Raw genomic sequence first — 26891 nt, forward strand, 5'->3', positions numbered from 1 at the left:
GGTTTTTCCTTCAATGCGCCCGGACGCCCGCAGGGGGTGCGTACGCCCGTAAAAAACAATCGACGATGTGGGTGCTCCGGCCTGCTTGCTGGGGGCAGGTGGACGCCATGCCAAACAGGTGCAGATCCCGCTGGGTGCCGGTCAACAGGCTGATCAGCATGTCGGCCGCCAGGCCCGGGTCTTCCTCGCGCAGTTCGCCGCGCACCATGGCTTCATGCAACAAGCGCGCCAGCTCAACCCCGGCCAGTTGCCAGGATTCATAGACGGCACGGGCCAGTTCCGGGAAACGCGGTGATTCAGCCACCAGCATGCGGTACAGGGCCAGGCCCTGCTCGCTCATGGCCTGGGACTGGAAAGAATCGGCGAAACGCAGCAGGTCCTCGCGCACCGAACCGGAACGCGCAACCAGGTCAATCAGCAACACATTGACCAGACCCGTCAAGGCCTCGCGAAACAGGCTGTCCTTGCTGCCACAGTGGTGGTAAAGCGTCTGCTTGACCACACCGGCCCGACGGGAAATATCGTCCATGCTCGCGCCATACCCTTTCTCGCAAAAGGTATCCAGAGCCGCTTCCAGGATGCGCGCGCGGGTGTCCGCCGTCATGGTGCTGTGGTGAAATGGGGTGATGATCGTCGGGCTTGACACATGTCAAACCACGCAAGATCGCCATCATACTAGACTCATGAGTCTAGTGCTTGGCACAGGCTGTAAAGCAAGGTGAAGCCGGGAAAGCAAAAGGGCCACGACTTGCGTCGTGGCCCTTTGCTGGTCTGGTGGGCGATACATGGATCGAACATGTGACCCCTGCAGTGTGAATGCAGTGCTCTACCGCTGAGCTAATCGCCCTGAATTTGTGCTGAAAGCGCTTGTCTTTTCAGGAAAACCAGCATTATGCCACAAGACGTTGCGCCCGCCTCAGGCCTGGGCCCGCCAGACCGTCTTGCCGCCGCTGGCTTTGTCTAGCTGGTTCAGCACGTCTTCGTGCGCAGCCAGTTCCTGCTCGGACGCGCTCAGAACGGGCAGCTCAAAGCGGCTCAGATCCACGCGCTCGAAGCTGCCAGCACTGCCGGTCGCCTCGGACACGTCGATCAGCAAAGCATCTTGCCCGCGGGTGAGATTGATGTAGACATCGGCCAGCAGCTCGGCGTCCAGCAAGGCGCCGTGCAGGGTACGGCCCGAGTTGTCCACGCCCAGGCGATCGCACAGCGCATCCAGCGAGTTGCGCTTGCCCGGGAACATCTCCTTGGCCATGGCCAGGGTATCGGTCACGCTGGCCACGAACTGGGCAAAGCGCGGCTTGCCAACCAGTTCCAGTTCCTTGTTCAGGAAACCGACGTCGAAGGCCGCGTTGTGGATGATGATCTCGGCCCCCTGCAGATAGGCCAGGATTTCCTCGTGCACTTCGGCAAACTTGGGCTTGTCGCGCAGAAACTCGTTGCTGATGCCGTGCACGCGCAACGCATCCTCGTGGCTGTCGCGCCCGGGGTTCAAGTAGAAATGCAGGTTGTTGCCGGTGAGCTTGCGGTTGAGCAGCTCCACGCAGCCGATTTCGATGATGCGGTCGCCGCCCTCGGCGGAGAGACCTGTGGTTTCGGTGTCGAGAACGATCTGGCGCATGGTTCAGATCATAGCGCCCCAGAAACAAAACAGCCCCGCAAAGGAGCTGTCAATGTCTTGTCGCGTTCAGTGGTTTTCCTTGGCGTGATTGATCGAGTATTTTGGGATCTCGACTTCCACGTCCTGTTGCGCCAGGATGGCCTGGCAACTCAGGCGGGACTGGGGCTCCAGACCCCAGGCACGGTCGAGCAGGTCCTCTTCGTTCTCGTCGGGCTCGTTGAGCGTGTCATAGCCCTTGCGCACGATCACATGGCAGGTCGTGCAGGCACAGCTCATGTCGCAGGCATGCTCGATATTGATGTGGTTGTCCAGCATGGCCTCGCAGATCGAGGTGCCGGCGGGCGCCTTGATCTCGGCGCCCTGCGGGCAGTACTCGGGATGAGGAAGGATCTTGATGACGGGCATGGTGCTGTGTACTACCGTTATACCGATTCGATGTTCTTGCCAGCCAGGGCCTGCTGGATGCCTCGGTTCATGCGCAAGGCGGCGAAAGCCTCGGTGCCCTTGGCCAGGGCCTCGGTGGCAGCGTCGATGACCGCCGCCTCGTCTTGCGTGCGGATGCTCTCCAACTTGGCCATCAGGCTGTCGATGGCCACGCGCTCCTCGTTGGAAAGCAGATCGCCGTCGGCCGTCAACGCCGTGCGGGTGGCCATGAGCATGCGATCGGCCTCCACGCGGGCCTCCACCAGGGCACGGGCACGCATGTCTTCCTGCGCGGTGCTGAAACTCTCCTGCAGCATCCTCGCAATCTGCTCATCCCCCAGGCCATAGGACGGTTTGACCGTGATGCTGGCCTCCACACCGCTGACCTGTTCGCGCGCGCCCACCTGCAGCAGGCCGTCGGCATCGATGGTGAAGGTCACGCGGATGCGCGCAGCGCCGGCCGCCATGGGAGGGATACCGCGTAATTCGAAACGCGCCAGGCTGCGGCAATCGGCCACCAGGTCGCGCTCACCTTGCACCACGTGCAGGGCCAGGGCGGTCTGGCCGTCCTTGTAGGTGGTGAAGTCCTGCGCCATGGCGGTGGGGATGGTCTGGTTGCGCGGCACGATGCGCTCCACCAGACCGCCCATGGTCTCGATGCCCAGTGACAGTGGAATCACGTCCAGCAGCAGCAGGTCGCCACCCGGGTTGTTGCCGGCCAGCTGGTTGGCCTGGATGGCCGCACCCAGAGCCACCACCTCGTCCGGGTTCAGGTTGATCAAAGGGTCACGGCCGAAGAACTCACCCACAGTGCGACGGATCACTGGCATACGGGTGGAACCACCTACCATGACCACGCCCTGCACCTCGTCGATGGAGAGTTTGGCGTCGCGCAACACCTTGCGTACGGCGGTCATGGTGCGTGCGGTCAAGGCAGCGGTACAGGCCTCGAACTGGTCGCGGTTCAGCGACAGGTCCATCGCACCACTGGAAAGCTCAATCTCGGCGGTAACGATCTCCTCCTCCGACAGCGCCTCCTTGGCCTCGCGTGCCTCGGCCATGATCCGGGCCTGGTCTTCCGCCGTTTCGGCACTCAGTCCGGCTTCGGCCAGCATCCATTCGGCCAATGCGCGGTCGTAGTCGTCCCCCCCCAGGGCCGAGTCGCCACCTGTAGCGATGACTTCGAACACCCCCCTGGAAAGACGCAGGATGGAAATGTCGAAGGTGCCCCCACCCAGGTCGTAGACCGCATAAACACCTTCACTGGCGTTGTCCAGCCCGTAGGCGATGGCCGCGGCGGTCGGCTCGTTGATCAGGCGCAGCACGTTCAGACCGGCCAGTTGGGCGGCGTCCTTGGTTGCCTGGCGCTGGGCATCGTCGAAATAGGCCGGCACCGTGATGACGGCACCGTAGAGATCATCGTTGAAGGTGTCCTCGGCACGGTAACGCAGCGTGGCCAGGATCTCGGCGCTCACCTCCACCGGCGTCTTCTCGCCCGCGATGGTGCGCACGCGCACCATGCCTGGCGCGTCGACCAGGGCATAGGGCAGCTTGGCCGCATTGGCGATGTCGCCCAGGCCACGGCCCATCAGGCGCTTGACCGAGGCGATGGTGTTGCCCGGGTCATTGATCTGCTCGGCCAAGGCCTCGTAGCCGATCTGCCGGCCATCCTGAGGCAGGTAGCGCACCACAGAAGGCAGGATCACACGGCCCTGAGTGTCGGGCAGACACTCCGCCACGCCGCTGCGCACGGCAGCGACCAGGGAATGGGTGGTGCCCAGGTCGATGCCTACCGCGATACGCCGCTGGTGCGGGTCGGGGGCCTGGCCGGGTTCGGAAATCTGCAGCAGTGCCATCTTTGTCTATTTTCTGGACCCGGGATTGTCACCCGAGCCGGCTTTCCATCATCTCGTAGCGGGCTTCGATATCGCGTGCAAAACGCTCGATGAACATCAACGCCCTCACCTGCGCCACGGCGCCGGCATGGTCCCTGGCCGTGTCCAGCAACTGCTCGCAGCGCTGCAGCAGCCCCTTGCGACTGCGGTTGACTTCGTCGTTCAAGGCATCCAGGGCCGCGATGTCCTGTGCTTCGTCCAGCGCCTCGCGCCATTCCATCTGCTGCATCAGGAACTCGGCCGGCATGGCCGTGTTGTTCTCGGCATTCACCGCAGCGCCGTGCAACTCGCACAGATAGGCGGCGCGCCTCAATGGGTCCTTCAGGCGCTGGTAGGCCTCGTTGATGCGCACCGACCACTGCATGGCCACGCGCTGGGCCGCCGCCCCCTGGGCGGCAAACTTGTCCGGATGGGCCTCGCGCTGCAACTCCTTCCAGCGCATATCGATGGCCGCACGGTCCTGGGCAAACTGTTGCGGCAGGCCGAACAGCTCGAAGTCGTTGGACTGGAGATTCACACCCGGAACGACTCACCGCATCCGCAACGGTCACGCTCGTTCGGATTGTTGAAACGGAAGCCCTCGTTCAGCCCCTCACGCACATAGTCGAGCTGGGTACCGTCGATGTAGGACAGGCTCTTGGGATCGATCAGCACCTTGACGCCGTGGTCTTCGAACACGATGTCTTCCGTAGCGATCTCGTCCACGTACTCGAGCTTGTAGGCCAGGCCCGAACAGCCCGTGGTCTTGACGCCCAGGCGCACGCCCACACCCTTGCCTCGCTTGCTCAGGTAGCGGGTCACATGCCGGGCTGCGGCTTCGGTCAGGGAAACTGCCATTTCAATCTCTCGTTCTCATCATCCACACCTCAAACCCAGGGCACCCGTGGAACCGGCTTTGCCGGACCGCAGAGTGCGCCCCCTTGAGAGGGAGGCGCCGCAGGGCCTCGGGGGCGGGCTTAATGCGCGTGTTTCTTGCGGTAATCGTCCACCGCGGCCTTGATAGCGTCTTCCGCCAGGATGGAGCAGTGGATCTTGACCGGCGGCAGGGCCAACTCTTCGGCGATTTCGCTGTTCTTCAACGCCGCGGCCTGGTCCAGAGTCTTGCCCTTGACCCACTCGGTCACGAGTGAGCTGGAAGCAATGGCCGAACCGCAGCCATAGGTCTTGAAGCGCGCGTCCTCGATGACACCGGTACTCGGGTTCACCTTGATCTGCAGCTTCATCACGTCACCGCAGGCGGGCGCGCCCACCATGCCGGTGCCTACCGTGTCGTCGCCCTTGTCGAAGGAGCCGACGTTGCGCGGGTTTTCATAGTGGTCTACGACTTTTTCACTGTATGCCATGGTCTTTACTCCTGGGGCCTTAGTGGGCGGCCCATTGAATCGTGCTCAGGTCAACGCCATCCTGGAACATCTCCCACAAGGGGCTGAGCTCGCGCAGCTTGGCCACGTTGTGCTTGATGGTCGTGATGGCGTAATCAATTTCTTCTTCGGTCGTGAAACGGCCGATGGTCATGCGCAGGCTGCTGTGGGCCAACTCGTCGCTGCGCCCCAGGGCGCGCAGCACGTAGCTGGGCTCCAGGCTGGCCGAGGTGCAGGCCGAGCCGCTGGATACCGCCAGACCCTTGATGCCCATGATCAGCGACTCGCCCTCGACAAAATTGAAGCTCATGTTCAGGTTCTGCGGCACGCGCTTCTCGAGGCTGCCGTTCACGAACACCTGTTCGATGTCCTTGAGGCCGTCGAGCAAACGCTGCTGCAGCTTGCGAGCCTTGGCCAGGTCCTGGGCCATCTCGGCCTTGGCGATGCGGAAGGCCTCGCCCATGCCGACGATCTGGTGCGTGGGCAGGGTGCCCGAACGCATGCCGCGCTCGTGACCGCCCCCGTGGATCTGCGCCTCGATGCGCACCCGCGGCTTGCGGCGCACGTACAGGGCACCGATGCCCTTGGGGCCGTAAGTCTTGTGCGCTGTCATGCTCATCAGGTCGATCGGCAGCTTCTCCATGTCGATCTCGACACGGCCCGTGGCCTGGGCGGCGTCCACATGCAGCAGGATGCCTTTTTCACGGCAGAACGCGCCGATGGCAGGGATGTCCTGGATCACGCCGATCTCGTTGTTCACGAACAGGATGCTGATCAGGATGGTGTCGGGACGGACGGCAGCCTTGAGCGCATCCAGGCTCACCAGACCGTCTTCCTGCACATCCAGATAGGTCACCTCGTAGCCCTGGCGCTCCAGCTCGCGCATGGTGTCCAGCACGGCCTTGTGCTCGGTCTTGAGGGTGATCAGGTGCTTGCCCTTGCCCTTGTAGAACTGGGCCGCGCCCTTGAGGGCCAGGTTGATGGATTCGGTGGCCCCCGAGGTCCAGACGATCTCGCGGGGGTCGGCACCGATCAGGTCGGCCACCTGGACACGCGCTTTTTCCACGGCTTCCTCGGCTTCCCAGCCCCAGGCGTGGCTACGCGAAGCAGGGTTGCCGAAGTGCTCGCGCAACCAGGGAATCATGGCGTCCACCACGCGCGGGTCGCAAGGCGTGGTGGCACCGTAATCCATGTAGATGGGGAAGTGAGGCGTCATGTCCATACGGGTCTAGAAAACAGAAATCGATACAAAGAGCGGTCCGCTCAGGACTTGGAAAAGGCGTTGCCCAGCGCGAACACCGAATTGGGCGCGTTCACGCGCACCGGCTTGACCACCGGGGCACTGGAGATGGCGCGCTTGACGGTGGGCTTGTCCTCGATGGTGATGCCCTTGGCCAGTTGATCGTCGACCAGCTTTTGCAGGGTGACCGAATCCAGGAACTCGACCATGCGGGTGTTCAGTGAGGCCCAGAGCTCGTGGGTCATGCAGCGACCGCCCTCGCCCATGCAGTTTTCCTTGCCGCCGCACTGGGTGGCGTCGATGGGCTCGTCCACCGACAGGATGATGTCGGCCACCGTGATGTCGGCTGCCTTGCGGGCCAGGGTATAGCCGCCGCCGGGGCCGCGGGTGGACTCCACCAGCTCATGGCGACGCAGCTTGCCGAACAGCTGCTCCAGATAAGACAGGGAAATCTGCTGCCGCTGGCTGATGGCGGCCAGGGTCACAGGGCCATTGCTCTGGCGCAGGGCCAGATCAATCATGGCGGTGACCGCAAAGCGGCCTTTGGTCGTGAGGCGCATGGCAAGCTCCTTTTCCGAGTAATTGGCTCAAGTTTACCAAAAAACCCGCCGCCGCGCTCGGGATAGCCGCAGTGCAGCATAAGTACTTGTGAACAAAGGACTTTTGGATTTCAGCGGGGACCCGGCAGGGTAACCGGATGGTCCGGCACGGCCGCCCCGAAGGCCCGGGCCTTGAGCAAACCCAGCTGGTCGCGCACGCGGGCGGCCTGCTCGAACTCCAGGTTGCGGGCGTGTTCCAGCATCAACTTCTCGAGGCGCTTGATCTCCCGGGCAATGTCCTTCTCGCTCATGTCCTCGACCTGGGCCCGGGCCATGGCCTCCTGTTCCAGGCGCTCGGCCTCGCGGCCGGCCTTTTCGCTGTAAACCCCATCGATGAGGTCACGCACCTGCTTGACGATGGCACGCGGGGTGATGCCGTGCGCCTCGTTGTGGGTCACCTGCTTGACCCGGCGACGCTCGGTCTCGCCGATGGCCTTGGCCATGGAATCCGTCACCCGATCGGCATAAAGAATGGCCCGGCCTTGCAGGTTGCGCGCCGCCCGGCCTATGGTCTGGATCAGCGAGCGCTCGGAGCGCAGGAACCCCTCCTTGTCAGCGTCCAGGATGGCCACCAGGGACACCTCGGGGATGTCCAGGCCCTCGCGCAGCAGATTGATCCCCACCAGCACGTCGAAAGCCCCCAGGCGCAGGTCGCGCAGGATCTCGACCCGCTCCACGGTATCCACATCGCTGTGCAGGTAGCGCACCTTGACGCCGTTGTCGGTCAGGTAGTCGGTCAGCTGCTCGGCCATGCGCTTGGTCAGGGTGGTGATGAGCACGCGCTCGTGCTTCTCCACCCGGATACGGATTTCCTGCAGCACATCGTCCACCTGGTGGGTCGCAGGGCGGACCTCCACCGCCGGGTCCACCAGACCGGTGGGGCGCACCAGCTGCTCCACCACCTGACCGGTATGTTCGTTTTCCCAGTTGCCCGGGGTGGCCGAGACGAAAACCGCCTGACGCATCTTGGTTTCGAACTCTTCGAACTTCAGCGGCCGGTTGTCCAGCGCACTGGGCAGGCGGAACCCGTATTCCACCAGCGTGGTCTTGCGCGCGCGGTCACCGTTGTACATGCCGCCGAACTGGCCGATCAGCACATGGCTCTCGTCCAGGAACATCAGCGCGTCCTTGGGCAAATAGTCGGTCAGGGTGGGAGGCGGTTCGCCAGGAGCGGCGCCGCTGAGGTGGCGTGTGTAGTTCTCGATGCCCTTGCAGTGGCCCACCTCGGACAGCATCTCCAGGTCGAAACGCGTGCGCTGCTCCAGACGCTGGGCCTCCACCAGCTTGCCCATGCTCACGAGTTCCTTGAGGCGCTCTGCGAGTTCCACCTTGATGGTCTCCACGGCGTTGAGCACCTGCTCGCGCGGGGTCACGTAGTGGCTGCTGGGATAGACGGTAAAGCGCGGGATCTTCTGGCGGATGCGACCGGTCAGCGGGTCGAAGAGCTGCAGGCTCTCGATCTCGTCGTCGAACAGCTCGATGCGCAGGGCCAGCTCACTGTGCTCGGCCGGGAACACATCGATGGTATCGCCGCGCACACGGAACTTGCCGCGCCCGAAGTCCATGTCGTTGCGCTGGTACTGCATGCGCACCAGCTGGGCGATCACGTCACGCTGGCCCATCTTGTCGCCCGCGCGCAGTGTCATCACCATCTGGTGGTAGGCCTCGGGCTTGCCGATACCGTAGATGGCCGAGACCGTGGCAACGATGACCACGTCGCGCCGCTCCAGCAGGCTCTTGGTGCAGCTCAGGCGCATCTGCTCGATGTGCTCGTTGATCGCGCTGTCTTTCTCGATGAACAGGTCGCGCTGCGGCACATAGGCCTCGGGCTGGTAATAGTCGTAGTAGCTGACGAAGTACTCGACCGCGTTCTTGGGAAAGAACTCACGAAACTCGCTGTAGAGCTGGGCTGCCAGGGTCTTGTTGGGCGCAAACACGATGGCCGGCCGCCCCATGCGGGCGATCACATTGGCCATGGTGTAGGTCTTGCCCGAACCCGTCACGCCCAGCAGGGTCTGGTAGACCTCGCCGTTCTCCACCCCCTCCACCAGCTGGTTGATGGCCTCGGGCTGGTCACCCGCAGGCGGGTAAGGCTGGTAGAGCTCGAAGGGAGAGCCTGGGTAGCTGACAAAACGGCCTTCGGCGGCGGGGCTGCCGGCGTCGGCGGACTCGGGGGCGGTTGCTGCTGATACGTCTTGCATGTCGGCCTGATGTGGACGGTTTCCGGAGCCCGTTAAAATTAGGGCTAACCCGAAAGAATACGTCATTCCGGTGCCGGGCGCAGCCCCTGACCGGAGTGGGATGAATCCACCACTTCACTACTCTTGCAAGGAACCGACATGTCCATGTTCTCCGCCGTCGAAATGGCACCGCGCGACCCCATCCTGGGTCTGAACGAGCAGTTCAACGCCGACACCAACCCCAAGAAGGTCAACCTCGGCGTGGGCGTGTATTTCGACGACAACGGCAAGCTGCCCCTGCTGCAGTGCGTGCAGGCCGCCGAAAAAGCCATGATGGACAAGCCCACCGCCCGTGGTTACCTGCCCATCGACGGCATTGCTGCCTATGACGCGGCCGTGAAAAGCCTGGTCTTCGGCGCTGAAAGCGAACCCGTCAAGAGCGGCCGCGTCGCCACCGTGCAGGGCATCGGCGGCACCGGCGGCCTGAAGATCGGCGCCGACTTCCTCAAGAAGCTCAATCCGAACGCCAAGGTGCTGATCTCCGACCCGAGCTGGGAAAACCACCGTGCCCTGTTCACCAGCGCCGGCTTCACGGTCGAGAGCTACCGTTATTACGACGCCGCCAAGCGCGGCGTGGACTTCGCCGGCATGCTGGCCGACATCCAGGCCGCTCCGGCCGGCACCATCGTGCTGCTGCACGCCTGCTGCCACAACCCCACCGGCTACGACATCACGGCCGCCCAGTGGGACCAGGTGATCGCCGCCATCAAGGCCAAGGGCCTGGTGTCCTTCCTGGACATGGCCTACCAGGGCTTCGGCAATGGCATCGCCGAGGACGGCGCCGTGATCGGCAAGTTCGTGGCCGCCGGCCTGGACTTCTTCGTCTCCACCAGCTTCTCCAAGAGCTTCAGCCTCTATGGCGAGCGCGTGGGCGCACTGTCCGTGCTGTGCGCCAGCAAGGAAGAAGCCGACCGCGTGCTGAGCCAGCTCAAGATCGTGATCCGCACCAACTACAGCAACCCGCCCACCCATGGCGGCGCCGTGGTGGCCGCCGTGCTGGGCAACCCCGAGCTGCGCGCCCTCTGGGAAAAGGAACTGGGCGAGATGCGCGTGCGTATCAAGGCCATGCGCCAGAAGCTGGTCGACGGCCTGAAGGCCGCCGGCGTCAAGCAGGACATGAGCTTCATCACCAGCCAGATCGGCATGTTCAGTTACTCGGGCCTGAGCAAGGATCAGATGGTGCGCCTGCGCAGCGAGTTCGGCATCTATGGCACCGACACCGGCCGCATGTGCGTAGCCGCGCTCAACAGCAAGAACATCGACTACGTCTGCCAGGCGATCGCCAAGGTGGTTTGAGCCGGTTCGGCCTGAGGCAAAAAAAGCCGCCCGCGGGCGGCTTTTTTCTTGGTGCCATCAGAGTGCAAACTTCTGTCGCAATGCTGCGCAGAATTGCGCGCTCCCGCAGAGGGCCAAGGTCACCGTATGCCGCACCGGCCCGGGCTCTCCGGACAGGCTGCTGAAACGCCGTGCCGCCTCGTCGTACACCAGGGTTTGCGGCAGGCTCCACTCCTGCTGCCCTTCGAGCAGATAATCCCACTCCCCGCCCTCCTCCAACGGCGCACGCTGGCCGGCAAAGGTCACAAACGCCCAGTCCAGCACCAGCATGATCTCGGCCTGCAAGGCCGGCAGACGCCCCGGTGGCACCGAGGCCATGGCCTCGAAGCTGCCGTGGCCATGTGCATCCTCGCTGTAGTCGAAATCCAGGTACTGCAGGGTCATGGTGCGATGGTCAGAGGGCACCCAGCGATTTGTCACGCAGGTACTGCTCGAATTGCCCGGCCGGCATGGGTCGGGCGAAGTGGTAGCCCTGGACCTCGTCACAGCCGAAGACACGCAGACGGGCCAGCATGTCGGCGGTTTCCACGCCCTCGGCCACGGTCTTGAGGCCCAGGCTGTGCGCCATCTGGATGATGGCGCGCACGATGGCGGCATCGTCGGGGTCCACCGCCAGATCACGGATGAAAGACTGATCGATCTTCAGCTTGTCGATCGCAAAGCGCTTGAGGTAGGACAGGCTCGAATAACCCGTGCCGAAATCGTCGATGGCGAACCGGACGCCCTGCTGCTTCAGCCGCTGGACCGAGGCCAGCACACTTTCCGACTCATGGATCAGGATGGACTCGGTCAGCTCGAGCTCCAGATGCTGGGGATTGAGCCCCGAGGCTTCCAGTGCGTTCACCACCGTCTGCTCGACGTCCCCCCGCCTGAACTGCACGGCGGAGAGGTTCACCGCCATCACCAGATCGGGCAGACCCGCGCGCCGCCACCGCATGGCCTGACGGCAGGCCTCGCCCATCACCCACTCGCTGATGGGGATGATGAGGCCGCTCTCTTCGGCCACGGAGATGAAACGCCCCGGCGGCACCAGGCCACGGTCCGGATGGTTCCAGCGGATCAGGGCTTCGGCACCCACGACCTGGCCGGTCGCCATAGAGATCTGCGGCTGGTAGTGCAGCACGAACTCGCCACGCTCCAGCGCACGGCGCAGGTCGTTGCGCAGGGCCAGATGCTCGACCGCCTCCACATTCATCTGTTCGTCAAAGTAGCGGTAGGTGTTGCGCCCGGCGTCCTTGGCCCGGTACATGGCAGTATCCGATTTCTTGAGCAGGGTGGCGAAATCGGCGCCATCGTCCGGATAGATGGCGATGCCGATCGACACCGAGGTCGAGAGTTCATGCCCATCGATCAGGATGGGCTGGCGCAAACGCTCCAGCAGCTTGGCCAGCACAGGCGCCGTGTCGTCGGCGCTCTGCACGGCCGGCAAAACAATCAGGAACTCGTCCCCCCCCTGCCTGCTAATCGTGTCGGTATCGCGCACGCACTCGGTCAGCCCCATCGCAATCTGCTTGAGCAGGACATCCCCCACGGTGTGGCCGAGGGAGTCGTTGATGGTCTTGAAGCTGTCGAGGTCCAGGAAGAGCAACGCCACCTTGCTGCCCGCACGGTCCGCGTAGGCCTTGGCCTGTTCGAACCGGTCCTGCACCAGGGCCCGGTTCGGCAGGCCGGTGAGGGTGTCGTGGTGGGCCAGATACTCCATCTGGTGCTCGGCCACCTTGCGCCAGACGATCAACTGGTTGAAGTCATCGATCAGGGTACCGATTTCGTCCTTGCGCTCCACCGGAATCGGGGCAAAAGGCTCCTTGCCATCGCTCATGCGCCGGATGCGCAGACCCGCCGCTTCGATCGGTTCCCATTGCCTCACCAGGATGTGGCGCAACACCAGAACCATGACCACGGTCAGCAACAGGGCTGCGAAATAGACCTGACGCTTCAGCGTGGCGATGGGGGCGAAGGCCTCGGCCGTGGTGACTCCGGCCATCACGAACCAGTCCGTGGTCTTCATGCTGCGACTGACCGAGAAAGTCTCGACACCCAGGGAATTGACCGAGACACCAGGCCCCTCATACCCTTCTACAACCCGCCGGTCGAGCACCGGGTTCAGGCCTTTGGCCGGCAGCGGCTGCATGACACGCTTCTGGTCTGTCGCCGAGACAATCAGGTTGTGCCTTGGTGACATCACGAAGAAGCTGCCAGTCTTGCCCAGTTTGGTCGCCTCGAGCTGACCAAAAAGATTCGCATCCGCGGGGTACATGGCGGCCGACAGAACCCCTATGCTGCGCCCCTGCGGGTCTCTCACAGGCACCGACAGCGTGACGATGGGCAGGTTGGCCACCTGACCCAGCCGCGGTTCGCCAACCACCGGCTTGCCCGTCTTCATGGTCTCGACAAAGTAGGAGCGATCCTTGATCACGCCCCCCAACCGCCCCTTCAGCGTGACTTGCTCGGCCACGATGACACCTTCGGCGTTGGCGACATAAGTCCCGGTCGGAAAAATGCTTTTGGGAACATGCCGCTGCATCAGGTAGGCAGCGAGCCTGGGCGCGTCCGCCATCACCTCCGGTGTGATGCCATCGGCAATCTCCGCCATCATGTCCAGCCGCAGCTGGACCTTGATGTCCAGATCCGCTGCGACATAGTCCACCGTGGTGGACATCTGGGTGGCCAGAATCTGTTCGAGCTCGACCTGCATCACGCTGGCCACGCGCACGGCCAGCAACCACAGCCCTGCCACCACCAGGGACAGGATGATGATCAGGAGGCGCGCCTTGAAACTCAGGTCTTTGAAGTGCTTGGTCATCAGGGATACCCGAAGCTTTCATTATCCGGGCAGGACGACCGGCCGCCCAGCAAGCTCCTCCGTTCTGCCAGCCGTTCAGGCCAGAACGTCGCGCAAATGCGGCAAAGCGAACTCGGCGGCGCGCTCGCCCTCGGCGATGGTGGGGCTGGCGAGGTGATAGTCCATCGGCGCCACGTCGTTGAGCCTGGGACGGATCACCACATCGGCCGGCTCGCCCGCCAGCCGGCTTTGCGTGATGCGCATCTGCATGATGTTCAGGCTGGTGGTCAGCACGTCCAGCATGGAGGGCATGGGCATGCCGGCCTCCGGGCCACTGCCAGGCTTGGCCGGGCGCAGGCGCGACACGATGGCCTGCAGCAAGCCACCCGGCGGGGCCTCTTCGGCTTCGGCCTCCCTGGCATGGCTGGCCACGCGGCTGTGGCGCAGCATGATGTCCCAGTTCAGATCCACTGCGATCACGATGTCCGCACCCAGGGCGCGGCACAGGGACACAGGCACCGGGTTGACCAGACCGCCATCCACCAGCAGCCGGCCGTCATGCTGAGCCGGCTTGAACAGGCCCGGCAGGGCGATGGAGGCGCGCACGGCGTCGATCACCGGCCCCTCGCGCAGCCAGATCTCGCGACCGGTGTAGAGCTCGGTGGCCACGCAGGCGTAGGATTTCTGCAGGCCTTCGATACCGTGGTCTTCGTAGTGGCTGCGGAAGAACTCCAGCAGCCTGCCGCCCTCGATCAAGCCACCGCCCATCTTGAAGTCCATCAGGCCGAGCACGGACTTCCAGCTCAGGCTGCGGACCCAGGGCTCAAAACGGTCCAGTTCACCGGCCGCATAGACCGCGCCCACCAGGGCACCGATGGAGGTCCCGCAGACGATGTCGGGCACGATGCCGGCGCGCTCCAGCGCGCGGATGACTCCGATGTGCGACCAGCCACGCGCCGAGCCACTGCCCAGGGCCAGGCCGATCTTCCGTGCATGGGGTCGATTCATGCCGTCCGGTGCTCAGTCCTGGGGAGCCTCGGCGGGACCACCTGCCCGGGCCTTGCGATGGCCGTTTTTCGCGAGCAGTTCCACATAAAAGGCTGTTGCTCCTTCCTTGGCAGCAACGTCGATCTGTTCGATGAGGTTGCCGAAATGGATGGGTGCGGCGGTTTCTGCGCTCAGACCGAACTTGCAATCGAAGTCCCAGAAGTCGACGCCTTCGGGCAGCGCCACGCGCCGCTGCCGCTTCACGTATTTGCGGATGTCATGCTTGACGGCGTCGAGCACGCGGTCACGGTTTTTGCCCTCGATGATGAGCTGGTAGGTTTTGCGCACGATGGGCCTTGGTAGATTCGCGGGGGCTTGATTATCGTCGCCCCGGCTGGGCCGAAGGCCCAGGGCTTAAACTGGGCTTCCCTCCCCGAAGCTGTTCATGCCATTTTCATCACTGGGTTTGTCGCCCGCCCTGTTGCGCGCCCTCGCCGCCAGGACCTATACCCGTCCTACGCCCATCCAGGTACAGGCCATTCCCGCCGCACTGCAGGGCCGCGACGTGCTGGGCTCGGCGCAGACAGGCTCGGGCAAGACCCTGGCCTTCGCGCTGGCGCTGCTGGAGCAATTGGCGCAGACCCCGGCCGAAAAACCCCGCCGCCCCCGCGCCCTGGTGCTGGTGCCCACGCGCGAACTTGCCGCCCAGGTCGGTGAGGAGTTCCGCAGCCTCGCGCAGCACCTGAGCGAACCGCTCAAGGTGAGCGTGGTGTTCGGCGGCGTGTCCATCAACCCGCAGATGATGGGCCTGCGAGGCGGCACCGACATCGTGGTGGCCACGCCCGGCCGCCTGCTGGATCTGCTGGACCACAACGCCCTCACGCTCGCCGGCGTGCGCACGCTGGTGCTCGATGAGGCTGACCGCCTGCTGGACCTGGGTTTTGCCGAGGAACTGACGCGCCTGCTGTCGCTGCTGCCGAAACAGGGACAGAAACTTCTCTTCTCTGCCACCTTCCCCCCGGCCGTGCAGGCCCTGGCGCACACCTTGCTGCAGGACCCGCTGCACATCAATGTTCTGCCCGCGCCCCAGGACCAGCCCGATATCGTGCAGCGAGCGATTGCCGTTGATGCGGGTCGGCGCACCCAGATGCTGCGTCAGCTGATCGTCCAGGAGCACTGGAGCCGGGTGCTGGTGTTCGTGGCGACCAAACACGCGGCCGAGATCGTGGCCGACAAGCTGCGCAAGGCCGACATTGACGCCGAGCCTTTCCACGGCGAACTCAGCCAGGGCAAACGCACCCAGGTGCTGGCCGACTTCAAGGCCGAGCGCCTCACCGTGGTCGTGGCCACCGATGTGGCAGCACGCGGCCTGGACATCACGCAGCTGCCGGTGGTGGTGAACTACGACCTGCCGCGTTCGACCAGCGACTACACCCACCGCATCGGCCGTACCGGCCGTGCCGGCGCCAGCGGCCTGGCCGTGAGCCTGGTCAGCGCCGCCACGGAAGCGCATTTCCGCCTGATCGAAAAGCGCCAGGGCCTGCAGTTGCCGCGTGAACAGATCGCTGGCTTCGAGCCGGTGGAAACCGCGCCAGCGGCAGCCGCCACCGGCGGCGTCAAGGGCAAACGCCCCAGCAAGAAAGACAAGCTGCGCGCTGCTGCGCACAAGCCCTGACCATGCCCGATCTCCTGACCCTGGCCCTGGCCGAACCCGTGATCACCTTCGCCTATGTGGTGTTCGGCCTGGTGGGTTTCGGCTCCACCCTGGTCAGCGCGCCCCTGCTGGCCCATCTGCTGCCGGTCTCTACCATCGTGCCCACGCTGGCACTGACCGACATGATCGCCTCCTGGTCCAACGGCTGGCGCCTGAGCGAGCATGTGGTGCGACGCGAACTCTGGCGCCTCGTGCCCGCGCTTTTCGTCGGCAGCGCGCTGGGCGCCTGGCTGCTGTTCACGCTACCGGTGAAGCTGCTCATGCCCCTGCTCGGCGCCTTTGTCGTGCTGTATGCCCTGCGTGGCCTGCGCGCGCAGACTGTTGCCAGGACCCCGCTTTCACCACGCTGGGCTTGGTGGTATGGCGGTGTGGGCGGGGTGTTCAGCGCGCTGTTTGGCGCCGGGGGCTGGGTCTATTCGGTTTACCTGATGCGCCGCCTGGACGACGTGCAGCAGATCCGCGCCACACAGACAACCGTGCTGATGTTCAGCTCCGTGATCCGGGTGGGGCTCTTCCTGCTCGCCGGACGCCTGCTGGAGCCCGAGCTGCTGTGGTTGGTGCTGTGCCTGCTGCCTGCCGTGGCACTGGGCTTGTACATCGGCCACCAGGCCAGTCTGCGCCTGGACAAGCGACGCTTTCTGCAGGTGCTGCATGGCGTGCTGCTGCTCACCGGCAGCAGCCTGATCCTGCGCGCACTGCTCTAGGCTATTGCGACGCGGACAGGCCCAGCAGCGCGTCTTTCAGCGTCCAGTCGGCCGGATCCTGGCCCAGCCAGATGCGCAGCAATGCGCCGTAGAACTCGGGTTCGGGAAAGGGCTCGCCCACCGGAACGCCGCGGATGCTGATCACCGTGCCCCTGCCTGGCAGCCAGTCCATATGGATAACCTCACCGACCTTCATCTTGCGGGCTTCGTAGAAGACCTGGCTCATGCGCATCACGCTGCCGACGATGCGTGTGTACTCGTCGTTCGGCGTGTTGGTCTTGATGCCCTTGATGAACAGCCTGCCCAGTTCCTCGGAGGCGATCTCGCGCACAAAGGTCAGCGCCAGGCGCTTGGGGCCGGGCTGCGCAATGGCATCGGCCGTGGTGCTGGCCTTGCGCCCCAGATACAGACCCGCGGTGTAGACCTTGAACACGGCCTTGTAACGGATGCCGGCCCCGTTGAGCTGCAGCTTGCTGCCAGCGACCTCGATGGTCTCCTCGTATTTCACGCCCTCCACTTCGCGGGCGCCGGCCTGCAAAGCCAGCAAGCCCAGGATGCACAGGAGCAGCGTTTTCATGGTGAGCTTCATTTTTTCTCTGGTCGTGGTTGGACAGCCGTGGCATTGTCGCTGGCTTACACAGGCTTACAGATGGCCCTATGCAAGCCTCTTCCTAGCCCCAGATGGCTGAGCGCATCGAGATCGAAGCGCCCTGGAACCCCGTGTTGAAAAACCGTGGTGCCTCGCCGGGAAACACGGCACCCGCCGCGTGCAGCAGAGGCAGGAAATGGTCGTGTGTGGGATGGGCCAGGTGCGCCAGTTCACCCATCTGCAGGAAATCCGGCAGCGCATCCAGCCGCCCCTGGGCCATGTGCTCGCCCATGCGTTGATCGAACTCGATGGCCCAGTCGTAGGCCTGGTTGTTGGGCAAGCCGCGGCGCATGGTGCGCAGGTTGTGCACGATGTTGCCGCTGCCCACGATGAGCACGCCGCGCTCGCGCAAGGACCGCAGTTGCTGGCCCAGGGCATAGTGCTCGGCGGGCGGGCGGCTGTAGTCCATGCTGAGCTGCAGCACTGGAATGTCCGCCCGTGGAAACAGGGACTTGAGCACTGACCAGCTGCCATGGTCGTAGCCCCATTCCTCATCCAGTCCCAGCGGCTGCCGGCTGCCGGGCTGCTGGAGTTCGGCCGCCAGGGCACGGGCCACGGCTGGCGCCCCGGGGGCGGGGTATTGCTGGTCGAACAGGGCCTGCGGAAACCCGCCGAAATCGTGGATGGTGCGCGGCAGCGCCATGCCCGTGAGCCACCAGCCGCGCGTGAGCCAGTGCGCCGAGATGCAGAGGACAAGCTGCGGGCGCGGCCAGCGGGCTTGGGCGCCAGTACCGAATTCGGTACCCAGCGCCTCCCACTGGGGCCGGAATTCATTAGGCTCGATCACGTTCATCGGGCTGCCGTGCCCGATGAACAGCACCGGCATGCGCGGGCTGGGCAGGAGCGACTGGAGCTGGGTGAGGCTGGTCGCCCCGGCAAGGGTGCTCATAGGTATTCCGGTCAGAAGGCTGGCGCCACGGCCCAGGGCCGTGGCGAGGACAAAACGACGCTGCATGACTGATATCTTGTCGGACTTCTGATTGTCGCCTTTGCATCCCCGCAACCCATCGCCAGACGTAAAACCCAACAACCAACGCGCTCGCCCCTGGGCCCAGGGCAACACGCACACGACTAGTCCGCTTGGCAGGCTGGGCCGGCCAGGGATGTTTCCACAGCTTTACGGCGTTCGGGGCGAAGGATCTGCTTCAAGCAGCCGGCTCACGACACTTTGCAGGGTGGTTGGCTTGAACGGCTTCACCAAATAGGCGTTGGCACCCGCCTGCTTGCCTTTTTCGCTGTCCTGCGCGGTGTCGTTGGCGGAAAGCAGAATGATCTTGGTATCAGAAAAATCCCGATCCGCGCGCAGCTCTGCGCAAACCGTAAAGCCGTCACGATCGCCTGGCATGACAACATCAAGCAATATGAGGTCCGGGTTCACCTGCCGCGCGACACTGATGCCAGCGTCTCCATTCGAGGCTTCGTAGAGACGATACCCAGATTCCGCCAACGCCCACCTGATAAGTTGGCGAGTCGTGGCGTGGTCATCAACAATCAATATTTTTTTCATCGCTGGCGAATTGATCTGGACGCAATAGACCCCGGGCGGATTTTACGCACGGGCTCCCCGGACTAACCCTTATGGATGCCCCAGTGTGATGTACCCCGCCCTGCCACCTCACGCTCACAAGAGACCACATCTTTTCAACAAGCGACTTCGGAAGGCCTTCGTCTCTGTGCCATCCACAAACTGGAGATAAGCTACTATATTGCACCGCAGCAAGCGGCCGAAAGCGAGAGTCACCCATGCTGTACCAGCTTTATGAAGCCCAGCGCTCCCTGATGGAGCCCTTTGCCGACCTGGCCGAGACCACGGCCAAGGCCTTCAACAACCCCTTGTCGCCTCTGGCCCACCTGCCCCATGCCCAGCGCATGGCCGCCGGTTATGCCCTGCTGCACCGTCTGGGCAAGGACTACGAACGGCCGGAATTCGGTATCCGGACCGTGGGCGTGGACGGTGTCAACGTGGCCATCCACGAACGCGTGGAACTGGACAAGCCCTTCTGCGAACTGCGCCGCTTCAAGCGCTTCACCGATGACCCGGCCACCCTGACCCGGCTCAAGGCCCAGCCCGTGGTGCTGATCGTCGCGCCCCTCTCGGGTCACTATGCCACGCTGCTGCGCGATACCGTGCGCACCATGCTCAAGGACCACAAGGTCTACATCACCGACTGGAAGAACGCGCGTCTGGTGCCGCTGTCGCAGGGAGAGTTCCACCTGGACGACTACGTGAACTACGTCCAGGAGTTCATCCGCCACATCCAGCACGAGTACGGCAACTGCCATGTGATGAGCGTGTGCCAGCCCACGGTGCCGGTTCTGGCCGCGGTCTCGCTGATGGCCAGCCGCGGCGAGACCACGCCGCTGACCATGACCATGATGGGCGGCCCGATCGACGCGCGCAAGTCACCCACCGCCGTCAACAACCTGGCCATGACCAAAAGCCACAGCTGGTTCGAGAACAACGTGATCTACCGCGTGCCCAGCAACTTCCCCGGCGCGGGTCGACGCGTCTACCCCGGTTTCCTGCAGCACGCAGGTTTTGTGGCCATGAACCCCCAGCACCACGCCAAAAGCCACTACGACTACTTCGAGCATCTGCTCAAGGGCGACGACACCAGCGCCGAGGCGCACCGCCAGTTCTACGACGAATACAACGCCGTACTGGACATGGACGCCCACTACTACCTCGAAACCATCAAGACCGTGTTCCAGGATTTCTGCCTGGTACAGGGCACATGGGACGTGAAGGGCGTGGACGGCCAGATCGAGCGCGTCAAGCCGCAGGACATCAAGACCACCGCCCTGCTCTCGGTTGAGGGCGAGCTCGACGACATATCGGGTTCGGGCCAGACCGAGGCCGTGCACGAGATCTGCAGCGGCGTGCCGCGCGCCCGCCAGCAGCACCTGGAAGCCAAGGGAGCGGGCCACTACGGCATTTTCTCCGGCCGGCGCTGGCGCGACATCGTCTACCCTGCGGTCAAGGCTTTCATCCTGGATCACAACACACCCACCAAGACCGGCGGGAAAAGGACCGCGAAGTCCGCGACCTGATTTCCGCGGCGGTCCCTCGGGCCGGATAATCGGGACATGCCCGCGACCGCCGACCAGATCCTCGCCGCCCTGCCCCAGACCCAGTGCACGCGCTGCGGTTATCCGGACTGTGCGGCCTATGCGCAGGCCATCGCCTCAGGGGAAGCCCCCATCAACCAGTGTCCACCGGGCGGCGCCGAAGGCGTGGCCCGGCTGGCGCAACTGACCGGCCTGCCCCTGCTGCCGCTGAACCCCGAGTTCGGCACTGAAGGCCCTCTGACCGTGGCCGTGATCGACGAGGACTGGTGCATAGGGTGCACGCTCTGCCTCAAGGTCTGCCCGACCGACGCGATCATCGGTGCCAACAAGCGTATGCACACCGTGATCGAGCCGCACTGTACCGGCTGTGAACTCTGCATCCCGGTCTGCCCGGTGGATTGCATAAGTATGGAAAACGTCAGCGGCGAGCGCACAGGCTGGACCGCGTGGTCGCAACCGCAGGCCGACACCGCCCGGCAGCGTTATGCCTTCCACGTTATGCGTTTGCGTCGAGAGGAGCGGGAAAACGATGCCCGCCTCGAGGAAAAGGCCCGAGCCAAGCTGGCCGACCTGCCCGCCCACAGCCTCCATACGGACCCCACGGTGCTAGATCGCAAGCGCACCATCATCGAGGCCGCGCTGGAGCGGTCCCGTGCACGGCGCGAAGGCAGGAGCTAGAACCTCCGCTTAACCCGGTCCGCAGGGCTGACAAGGCCCCAAAAGTCTGGCATGCTGCACTTTCATCGCAGCGCATGCAGCCGCCGCGCGACAGCTCCTATAGGATCCGCAACCTTTCTCAATGCGCATCACCCGCCAATCGGCTCTGTTCCGGGTTCTGTTCGAGATCGTCGCCTTCCTGGCGCTGGGCGAACTGGTCGTCCTCATGGTGATGCGTGTCCTGGACATCTCACCCCGAGGCGCCCTCGGGGCCGGCGTCGACGCGGTACTGCTCGTTGTCTGGGTCCTGCCCTTCCTGGTCTGGCGCTTGCGCCGATACACCCTCGAGCTGCAGCCGCAGCGCGTTATGGCAGCAGACTCATCGCCCCGCCTGCTGCGCCTGCAACAGATGCGCCTGGGCTCCCTGCTCTTTTTTGTGCTCGGCAGCAGTGTCTGCTTCTTCTTTGCGCACGAGATCTACGACCAGAACCAGCAGGAAGGACGTGAACAGTTCGTCAAGCAGGTCGAATTGATCGAACAGGGCATTGTCGAGCAGTTCGATCTGCCGTTACAGGCCCTGCGCAGCCTGGAAGGTATCCATGCCATGGACTATGGGTTCAGTCGCGACCGCTTCCATGCCTACTGGTCGCAACGGGGCTTCAGGCGTGATTTTCCGGGTGTACGCGGCTTTGGCTACATCGTCCACGTGCCTGACAACCGGCTCGATTACTTTCTCGACAGCGAAAGGCGTGATCAGGCACCGGATTTTGCTATCAAGGCCCTGGGGCCGACCACCGAGCGCTATGTCATCAAGCTGATCGAGCCGCTGGAGCCCAACCGTGCGGCCATCGGTCTGGACATAGGCTCGGAGCCCATACGGCGTCAGGCAGCGCAGGCTGCCATTCTCAGCGGCGAAGCGCGATTGACGGGTGTCATCACCCTGGTACAGGATGGGAAGCAGAGCCCCGGTTTTCTCCTGCTGCTGCCGGTCTTTCACCCACGCACCAACATCGACAGCGCTCCGGCCCGCCGGGAGCACCATGTCGGTTTCGTTTACAGCCCCCTCGTCGCCTCCGAGTTGTTTGCGCCCGTCGTACCACGGGCCCAGGGACAGGTGGAGTTCTTCCTCACGGCCTCCGCGTCCGACGAAACGCCACGTCCTGTCTTCATCAGCCCGCAGTGGGGCGACCCTACACCCTCACGTTTTGAACTTCAGCGCGATTTCCGTTTCGCTGGGGTGAGGTTTCATTTGCAGGCCCGCAGCGGCGAGGCCTTCGAGAACCTGTACCAGAACAGCCTGGCTTGGCAGGTGGGGCTGGGCGGTACCCTGCTCAGCGGGATGTTGGCCTTTGTACTCTGGTTGCTGGCGTCGGGTCGGGCGCACGCCGAGACACTGGCCCACGAACTCACCGGAGAACTGCGCGACATGGCAGCGGTAGCGCGCAACACCAATGACTCCGTCATCATCACCGATAACGAAGGACGCATCACCTGGGTGAACGAAGGTTTTATCCGCCTGAACGGCTATCAGCTCGATGAAGTGCGTGGCCTGAACCCCGATGCCCTCCTGCAATGTCCCGACACCGATTCGAGCATCGGCCGGACGCTGCAGGAGCACAAACGCAAGCGGGAGTCGGCACGGGTCGACATCCTCAACCGGCACAAGGACGGCCACAGCTACTGGATCGACCTGGAGATCCAGCCGCTCAGCGACGAAGCGGGCCGACCGAACGGGTACATGTCGGTCGCCCGCGACATCACAGCCCTGCGCGAGGCGCAGATGCGCGAACAGGAGAGGCTGCAACAACTGAATGCCGCCCTTCGGGAGTCGGAGTCGCTGATGTCGACCATCATGACCCATGCCATCGTGTCGGAGGCGGGGCCGGACGGGCGCATCACCCGGGTCAACGACGCGTTTTGCCAGATCAGCGGTTATGGCCGCGAAGAGCTCCTGGGCCAGGACCATCGCATCGTCAACTCCGGCATGCACCCGCCGGAATTCTGGCGGGAGATGTGGGCTACCGTCACCGAGGGCCGTCCCTGGCGCAGTCAGGTCTGCAACCGGGCCAAGGATGGCGACTTGTACTGGGTCGACAGCCTCATCGCCCCCTTCCGGGATGTCAACGGATTGACGGAGAAATACATCTCCATACGGTTCGACGTCACGCGCGCACGCGCCGCTGAGCTGGAGCTCGCGCATGAGCGGCGACGATTGCAGGCAGCCCTGGAGGGCGGTCGTATCGGGACCTGGGAAGTCAATCTGGTCACGGGCGAATATGTCATCGACGACCGATGGGCCGAGATGCTGGGCTACAGCCGGGCCGAGTTGCTGCCCATGAACCAGGACCGCTGGCTGAGCCTGCTGCATCCGGAGGATGCGCAGGCATCCGCCATCCAGCTTCGGAACCACACCCAGGGCGTCACGGACGCCTATGAGATGGAGTGCCGGCTCAAGCACAAGCAGGGGCACTGGGTCTGGGTCTTCTCCCGCGGCACGATCTCCACCCGTACGCAAGACGGCAGTCCCGAGTGGCTCTCAGGCACCCATATGGACGTGACTGAACGGCATGAGCTCTATCGTCAGATCGACGAGCGCAGCAAGCTGCTGTCGGCCATTCTGGAGAACATGCCGGCGGGGCTGGTGGCTTTCGACAATGAACTGAACCTGATCGTCCGCAACCGCCAGTTCTCCGACATGCTGGACATGCCCGAGACCCTGTTCAACCAGACACAGGTCCGCTACCAGGACCTGATTCGCTACGAAGCCGAGCACGGCGAGTTCGGCGACGAGCCGGTACAAACCCTGATCGACAGGTCCGTGAAGCACGCCCGGCGCGCCCAGCGCTATCACTTCGAACGCATCCGCCCCAATGGCATGGTCCTGGACGTCCAGGGGCAGCCCATGGACGACGGCGGTTTCGTCACGACCATCACCGACATCACGCAACGCAAGGCGGCGGAAGCCCAGGCCCGCAGGGCCGACGAAATGCTGCGCCAGGCCATCGACGCGCTTGATGAGGCTTTTGTCATCTACGACGAACACGACAAGCTGCTGCTGTGCAACCAGCGCTATCGGGACATCTATCCACTCAGCGCCCCCATGATGCAAGTGGGCAAGACCTTCGAGGAAATCATCCGCCACGGTGCGCAAAACGGCGAATACGCCGCATTAAAGGATGTGTCGCCCGACGAATGGGTCACCGAACGGCTGGCGCAGCACAAGCGCGCCGATACCGACCTCGTGCAGGAACTGAGCGACGGGCGCTACCTGCGCATCCTCGAACGCCGGACACCCAGCGGCTACACCGTGGGCTTCCGCGTCGACATCACGGACATCGTGCGCGCCCGCATGGATGCCGAATCTGCGTCCCGAGCCAAGAGCCAATTCCTGGCCAATATGAGCCACGAGATCCGCACGCCCATGAATGCCGTCCTCGGCATGTTGCAGTTGCTACAGAACACAGATCTGACACCCCGGCAACAGGACTATGTGAGCAAGACGGAAGGCGCGGCGAGGTCCCTGCTGACATTGCTCAACGACATCCTGGACTTCTCCAAGGTTGAAGCCGGCAAGATGACACTGGAAACGGCGCCTTTCCACATCGAGCAACTCCTGCGCGACCTGTCGGTCATCCTCTCGGCCAGTCTGGGCGGCAAGCCGGTGGAACTGCTGTTCGATCTCCCCTCCAAGCTGCCAGCCGAGCTCATTGGCGACAGCCTGCGCCTCAAACAGATCCTGATCAATCTGGCGGGCAACGCCATCAAATTCACTGAGCGGGGCATGGTAACGCTGCGCATACGCGAGTGCGCGCACAAGGACGATGAGATCACCCTCGAATTTGCGGTCGAAGACACGGGCATCGGGATCGCGCCCGAGCACCAGCACCATATCTTTGAAGGCTTCACGCAGGCCGAAGCATCGACCACTCGCCGCTATGGCGGGACCGGCCTGGGTCTGGCGATTTCGGCTCGGCTCGTTGAGCTCATGGGCGGCCAACTTCAACTTGAGAGCGAAGTCGGCCGCGGTAGCCGCTTCTACTTCCAGATCACATTGAAGGTCCCGCAAGACATCCTGCTCCAGGCGCCGTTGCATAAAGAGTTGCGGGCTCTGGTGATCGACGACAACCGGATCACACGAGAGACGCTCCAGCACATGCTGCAGCCGCTGACCCGGGAGCTGGACAGCGCCGGTAGCGGCCCAGAAGCGCTGGCGATCCTGCAGCGGCGCGCCGACGCGGGCCTGCCGATGTACGACGTGATCCTTGTGGATTGGCAGATGCCCGGGATGGACGGATGGGAAACCTGCAGACAGCTGGGCGCAACTCTTGGCCCCGAACGCAGAAGCCTTGTCATCATGGTGACCGCCCACGGACGGGAGATGCTGGCACAGCAACCAGAGGGAGACCAGTCGCTCATCGATGCCTTCCTGGTCAAGCCAGTCACGACTGCGATGCTGATCGATGCGGTGAATGAAGCTCGGCAGCTGCGTGCGCGAAGACACGTGCGCTTGGAACCCTCGGCAGGCGGCAGAAAGCGTTTGCAGGGCATGCGGGTCCTTCTGGTGGAAGACAATGTTCTCAACCAGCAGGTCGCCCAGGAGTTGCTGCAGCGCGAAGGCGCCGTGGTCACCCTGGCGGGTGACGGCGCCCAGGGTCTGAAAGCCATGCTGGACGCTCCCAGCGGCTGGGATGTGGTACTCATGGACATTCAAATGCCCGTGATGGACGGCTACACCGCCACACGAGAAGCCCGGAAACATCCGGAACTGTCCCAGCTTCCCATCATCGCGATGACGGCCAATGCCATGGAGAGCGACCGCCGCGACGCGCTCACGGCGGGCATGAACGCCCACGTCGGCAAGCCCTTCAGCCTGGATGAACTCGTCAAGACCCTACTGGCGCACACCGAACTTCCACCTCCGGCTTTCGCTTCTGGCGCGATGCCCCTTGCCGGGGCTGCGAGTGCGGAGGGCGCCCCCCTGGAGGGGGGGCTGCCAGACAACACAGACGAACTGGATATCGCAACGGCCGCCGAGCGGCTGGGGGGTGACCCCGGCATGCTCTACCGCGTGCTCGAGTCCTTTTCCCAGGAGTTGCCAGGCACCGCAGAGGAACTCGACCGGCTTCTCCGGGCCGACATGATGCAGGACGCGCGGCGATTGATGCACACGCTCAAGGGCACCGCGGCGACTGTCGGCGCGACGCGCTTGTCTGCCGTGGCGGCCACGATCGAGCAGCGTTTGCGTGCATCGCCCACCCCGGGAGTGGAAGAGTCCGCACAGTTGGTGGCCGAGGTCCGGACCAGGGCACAGTCCGTGGCTACCGACCTGCAAGCGGTCCTGCCAGCATTGCGGCCCCATGGCCTCGTCGACCTGCACTCGGCAGGGCCGCTAGACGTCTCGCTGCTGCGCAAGGACCTGGAAGCGCTTCTGGTCCTGCTCCGCAATTCGGACCTCGCAAGCCTGGAGTCCTTCGAAATGCTGCGCAGACGGCATCGTGGCGGCCTGGCGTCCGAACTCGAACCCTTGGCCGGGGCCATGGCCACGCTCAATTTCGACGAAGCCGTCCGTCTTTGCGGGATGCTGCAAGAACGCTACACTGCCTGAGAGCCATAACGCA

At 63.8% G+C, this 26891-nt stretch carries 23 protein-coding genes and 1 tRNA gene; 6 read left to right on the plus strand and 18 right to left on the minus strand.

Going from position 1 to position 26891, the window contains the following annotated elements; genetic code table 11:
* Window positions 1-10: 10 nt before the first annotated feature.
* From AC07NT_RS07870 to uvrB, 11 genes are all read right to left on the minus strand, one after another.
* Window positions 11-604 (minus strand): TetR/AcrR family transcriptional regulator, encoded by a 594-nt coding sequence (locus AC07NT_RS07870; RefSeq protein WP_498597029.1) that lies wholly within the window; start codon window positions 602-604, stop codon window positions 11-13.
* A 168-nt stretch (window positions 605-772) separates the two neighbouring features.
* Window positions 773-847 (minus strand) — tRNA-Val (locus tag AC07NT_RS07875).
* 69 nt (window positions 848-916) lie between these two features.
* Window positions 917-1618 (minus strand): DNA polymerase III subunit epsilon, encoded by a 702-nt coding sequence (dnaQ, locus tag AC07NT_RS07880; RefSeq protein WP_498597028.1) that lies wholly within the window; start codon window positions 1616-1618, stop codon window positions 917-919.
* Between the two features lie 66 nt (window positions 1619-1684).
* Window positions 1685-2023 (minus strand): ISC system 2Fe-2S type ferredoxin, encoded by a 339-nt coding sequence (fdx, locus tag AC07NT_RS07885; protein ID WP_498597027.1) that lies wholly within the window; start codon window positions 2021-2023, stop codon window positions 1685-1687.
* A 17-nt stretch (window positions 2024-2040) separates the two neighbouring features.
* Window positions 2041-3897, minus strand: a complete 1857-nt coding sequence (gene hscA, locus AC07NT_RS07890; RefSeq protein ID WP_498597026.1) for a Fe-S protein assembly chaperone HscA — start codon at window positions 3895-3897, stop codon at window positions 2041-2043.
* A 28-nt stretch (window positions 3898-3925) separates the two neighbouring features.
* Window positions 3926-4453 carry a Fe-S protein assembly co-chaperone HscB gene (gene hscB, locus AC07NT_RS07895; protein WP_498597025.1) on the minus strand — a complete coding sequence of 176 codons (528 nt, stop codon included), beginning with the start codon at window positions 4451-4453 and terminating at the stop codon, window positions 3926-3928.
* Window positions 4450-4773: an iron-sulfur cluster assembly protein IscA gene (gene iscA, locus AC07NT_RS07900; protein WP_498597024.1), complete on the minus strand. Its 324-nt coding sequence runs from the start codon at window positions 4771-4773 to the stop codon at window positions 4450-4452. The genes hscB and iscA overlap by 4 nt, the downstream gene beginning before the upstream one ends.
* Before the next feature lie 119 nt (window positions 4774-4892).
* On the minus strand, window positions 4893-5279 hold the full coding sequence (gene iscU / locus AC07NT_RS07905) for a Fe-S cluster assembly scaffold IscU (protein WP_057676330.1): 387 nt from the start codon (window positions 5277-5279) through the stop codon (window positions 4893-4895).
* Window positions 5280-5298: 19 nt separating this feature from the next.
* Window positions 5299-6519, minus strand: a complete 1221-nt coding sequence (locus AC07NT_RS07910; RefSeq protein ID WP_498597023.1) for an IscS subfamily cysteine desulfurase — start codon at window positions 6517-6519, stop codon at window positions 5299-5301.
* 41 nt (window positions 6520-6560) lie between these two features.
* Window positions 6561-7097 (minus strand): Fe-S cluster assembly transcriptional regulator IscR, encoded by a 537-nt coding sequence (gene iscR, locus AC07NT_RS07915; RefSeq protein ID WP_498597022.1) that lies wholly within the window; start codon window positions 7095-7097, stop codon window positions 6561-6563.
* A 110-nt stretch (window positions 7098-7207) separates the two neighbouring features.
* Window positions 7208-9337 (minus strand): excinuclease ABC subunit UvrB, encoded by a 2130-nt coding sequence (uvrB, locus tag AC07NT_RS07920; protein ID WP_498597021.1) that lies wholly within the window; start codon window positions 9335-9337, stop codon window positions 7208-7210.
* 138 nt (window positions 9338-9475) lie between these two features.
* Here uvrB and AC07NT_RS07925 point away from each other — a divergent pair, with 138 nt between their 5' ends.
* Entirely contained in the window at window positions 9476-10672 is a 1197-nt protein-coding gene (locus AC07NT_RS07925) for an amino acid aminotransferase (protein ID WP_498597020.1), read from the plus strand.
* Window positions 10673-10729: 57 nt separating this feature from the next.
* Here AC07NT_RS07925 and AC07NT_RS07930 read toward each other — a convergent pair whose 3' ends face one another.
* From AC07NT_RS07930 to AC07NT_RS07945, 4 genes are all read right to left on the minus strand, one after another.
* Window positions 10730-11095: a hypothetical protein gene (locus tag AC07NT_RS07930; RefSeq protein ID WP_498597019.1), complete on the minus strand. Its 366-nt coding sequence runs from the start codon at window positions 11093-11095 to the stop codon at window positions 10730-10732.
* Window positions 11096-11105: 10 nt separating this feature from the next.
* Window positions 11106-13514, minus strand: a complete 2409-nt coding sequence (locus AC07NT_RS07935; protein WP_498597018.1) for a bifunctional diguanylate cyclase/phosphodiesterase — start codon at window positions 13512-13514, stop codon at window positions 11106-11108.
* Between the two features lie 75 nt (window positions 13515-13589).
* Window positions 13590-14501, minus strand: a complete 912-nt coding sequence (gene rssA / locus AC07NT_RS07940) for a patatin-like phospholipase RssA (protein WP_498597017.1) — start codon at window positions 14499-14501, stop codon at window positions 13590-13592.
* Window positions 14502-14513: 12 nt separating this feature from the next.
* Window positions 14514-14828 (minus strand): DUF6172 family protein, encoded by a 315-nt coding sequence (locus AC07NT_RS07945; RefSeq protein ID WP_498597016.1) that lies wholly within the window; start codon window positions 14826-14828, stop codon window positions 14514-14516.
* Between the two features lie 97 nt (window positions 14829-14925).
* Here AC07NT_RS07945 and AC07NT_RS07950 point away from each other — a divergent pair, with 97 nt between their 5' ends.
* Together AC07NT_RS07950 and AC07NT_RS07955 are read left to right on the plus strand one after the other, a co-directional pair.
* Window positions 14926-16155, plus strand: a complete 1230-nt coding sequence (locus AC07NT_RS07950; protein ID WP_498597015.1) for a DEAD/DEAH box helicase — start codon at window positions 14926-14928, stop codon at window positions 16153-16155.
* 2 nt (window positions 16156-16157) lie between these two features.
* Complete coding sequence (locus AC07NT_RS07955) at window positions 16158-16898, plus strand: sulfite exporter TauE/SafE family protein (RefSeq protein WP_498597014.1); 741 nt, start codon at window positions 16158-16160, stop codon at window positions 16896-16898.
* Between the two features lies 1 nt (window position 16899).
* Here AC07NT_RS07955 and AC07NT_RS07960 read toward each other — a convergent pair whose 3' ends face one another.
* The 3 genes from AC07NT_RS07960 to AC07NT_RS07970 all read right to left on the minus strand — a co-directional run bounded on the left by AC07NT_RS07960 (window position 16900) and on the right by AC07NT_RS07970 (window position 19054).
* A complete protein-coding gene (locus AC07NT_RS07960; protein WP_498597013.1) occupies window positions 16900-17475 on the minus strand; it encodes a chalcone isomerase family protein in 576 nt (191 codons plus the stop codon).
* A 94-nt stretch (window positions 17476-17569) separates the two neighbouring features.
* The gene (gene ygiD, locus AC07NT_RS07965; protein WP_498597012.1) at window positions 17570-18436 is read right to left on the minus strand and encodes a 4,5-DOPA-extradiol-dioxygenase; all 867 of its coding nucleotides are present in this window, start codon (window positions 18434-18436) and stop codon (window positions 17570-17572) included.
* A 228-nt stretch (window positions 18437-18664) separates the two neighbouring features.
* On the minus strand, window positions 18665-19054 hold the full coding sequence (locus tag AC07NT_RS07970; RefSeq protein ID WP_498597011.1) for a response regulator: 390 nt from the start codon (window positions 19052-19054) through the stop codon (window positions 18665-18667).
* 236 nt (window positions 19055-19290) lie between these two features.
* Here AC07NT_RS07970 and AC07NT_RS07975 point away from each other — a divergent pair, with 236 nt between their 5' ends.
* The 3 genes from AC07NT_RS07975 to AC07NT_RS07985 all read left to right on the plus strand — a co-directional run bounded on the left by AC07NT_RS07975 (window position 19291) and on the right by AC07NT_RS07985 (window position 26878).
* Window positions 19291-20598: a polyhydroxyalkanoate depolymerase gene (locus AC07NT_RS07975; RefSeq protein ID WP_498597010.1), complete on the plus strand. Its 1308-nt coding sequence runs from the start codon at window positions 19291-19293 to the stop codon at window positions 20596-20598.
* A 36-nt stretch (window positions 20599-20634) separates the two neighbouring features.
* Entirely contained in the window at window positions 20635-21294 is a 660-nt protein-coding gene (gene rsxB / locus AC07NT_RS07980; protein WP_498597009.1) for an electron transport complex subunit RsxB, read from the plus strand.
* Window positions 21295-21415: 121 nt separating this feature from the next.
* A complete protein-coding gene (locus AC07NT_RS07985; RefSeq protein ID WP_498597008.1) occupies window positions 21416-26878 on the plus strand; it encodes a PAS-domain containing protein in 5463 nt (1820 codons plus the stop codon).
* The last annotated feature ends 13 nt before the right edge of the window (window positions 26879-26891 follow it).

The organism is Hylemonella sp. GW821-FHT10B10 (assembly GCF_059415585.1).

What these genes read in the sequence shown, in the direction of transcription:
- AC07NT_RS07870 (WP_498597029.1), bottom strand. Translation starts at nt 604, where the DNA reads ATGACGGCGGACACCCGCGCGCGCATCCTGGAAGCGGCTCTGGATACC.
- dnaQ (WP_498597028.1), bottom strand. Translation starts at nt 1,618, where the DNA reads ATGCGCCAGATCGTTCTCGACACCGAAACCACAGGTCTCTCCGCCGAG.
- fdx (WP_498597027.1), bottom strand. Translation starts at nt 2,023, where the DNA reads ATGCCCGTCATCAAGATCCTTCCTCATCCCGAGTACTGCCCGCAGGGC.
- hscA (WP_498597026.1), bottom strand. Translation starts at nt 3,897, where the DNA reads ATGGCACTGCTGCAGATTTCCGAACCCGGCCAGGCCCCCGACCCGCAC.
- iscA (WP_498597024.1), bottom strand. Translation starts at nt 4,773, where the DNA reads ATGGCAGTTTCCCTGACCGAAGCCGCAGCCCGGCATGTGACCCGCTAC.
- iscU (WP_057676330.1), bottom strand. Translation starts at nt 5,279, where the DNA reads ATGGCATACAGTGAAAAAGTCGTAGACCACTATGAAAACCCGCGCAAC.
- AC07NT_RS07910 (WP_498597023.1), bottom strand. Translation starts at nt 6,519, where the DNA reads ATGGACATGACGCCTCACTTCCCCATCTACATGGATTACGGTGCCACC.
- iscR (WP_498597022.1), bottom strand. Translation starts at nt 7,097, where the DNA reads ATGCGCCTCACGACCAAAGGCCGCTTTGCGGTCACCGCCATGATTGAT.
- uvrB (WP_498597021.1), bottom strand. Translation starts at nt 9,337, where the DNA reads ATGCAAGACGTATCAGCAGCAACCGCCCCCGAGTCCGCCGACGCCGGC.
- AC07NT_RS07925 (WP_498597020.1), top strand. Translation starts at nt 9,476, where the DNA reads ATGTCCATGTTCTCCGCCGTCGAAATGGCACCGCGCGACCCCATCCTG.
- AC07NT_RS07930 (WP_498597019.1), bottom strand. Translation starts at nt 11,095, where the DNA reads ATGACCCTGCAGTACCTGGATTTCGACTACAGCGAGGATGCACATGGC.
- AC07NT_RS07935 (WP_498597018.1), bottom strand. Translation starts at nt 13,514, where the DNA reads ATGACCAAGCACTTCAAAGACCTGAGTTTCAAGGCGCGCCTCCTGATC.
- rssA (WP_498597017.1), bottom strand. Translation starts at nt 14,501, where the DNA reads ATGAATCGACCCCATGCACGGAAGATCGGCCTGGCCCTGGGCAGTGGC.
- AC07NT_RS07950 (WP_498597015.1), top strand. Translation starts at nt 14,926, where the DNA reads ATGCCATTTTCATCACTGGGTTTGTCGCCCGCCCTGTTGCGCGCCCTC.
- AC07NT_RS07955 (WP_498597014.1), top strand. Translation starts at nt 16,158, where the DNA reads ATGCCCGATCTCCTGACCCTGGCCCTGGCCGAACCCGTGATCACCTTC.
- AC07NT_RS07960 (WP_498597013.1), bottom strand. Translation starts at nt 17,475, where the DNA reads ATGAAAACGCTGCTCCTGTGCATCCTGGGCTTGCTGGCTTTGCAGGCC.
- ygiD (WP_498597012.1), bottom strand. Translation starts at nt 18,436, where the DNA reads ATGAGCACCCTTGCCGGGGCGACCAGCCTCACCCAGCTCCAGTCGCTC.
- AC07NT_RS07970 (WP_498597011.1), bottom strand. Translation starts at nt 19,054, where the DNA reads ATGAAAAAAATATTGATTGTTGATGACCACGCCACGACTCGCCAACTT.
- AC07NT_RS07975 (WP_498597010.1), top strand. Translation starts at nt 19,291, where the DNA reads ATGCTGTACCAGCTTTATGAAGCCCAGCGCTCCCTGATGGAGCCCTTT.
- rsxB (WP_498597009.1), top strand. Translation starts at nt 20,635, where the DNA reads ATGCCCGCGACCGCCGACCAGATCCTCGCCGCCCTGCCCCAGACCCAG.
- AC07NT_RS07985 (WP_498597008.1), top strand. Translation starts at nt 21,416, where the DNA reads ATGCGCATCACCCGCCAATCGGCTCTGTTCCGGGTTCTGTTCGAGATC.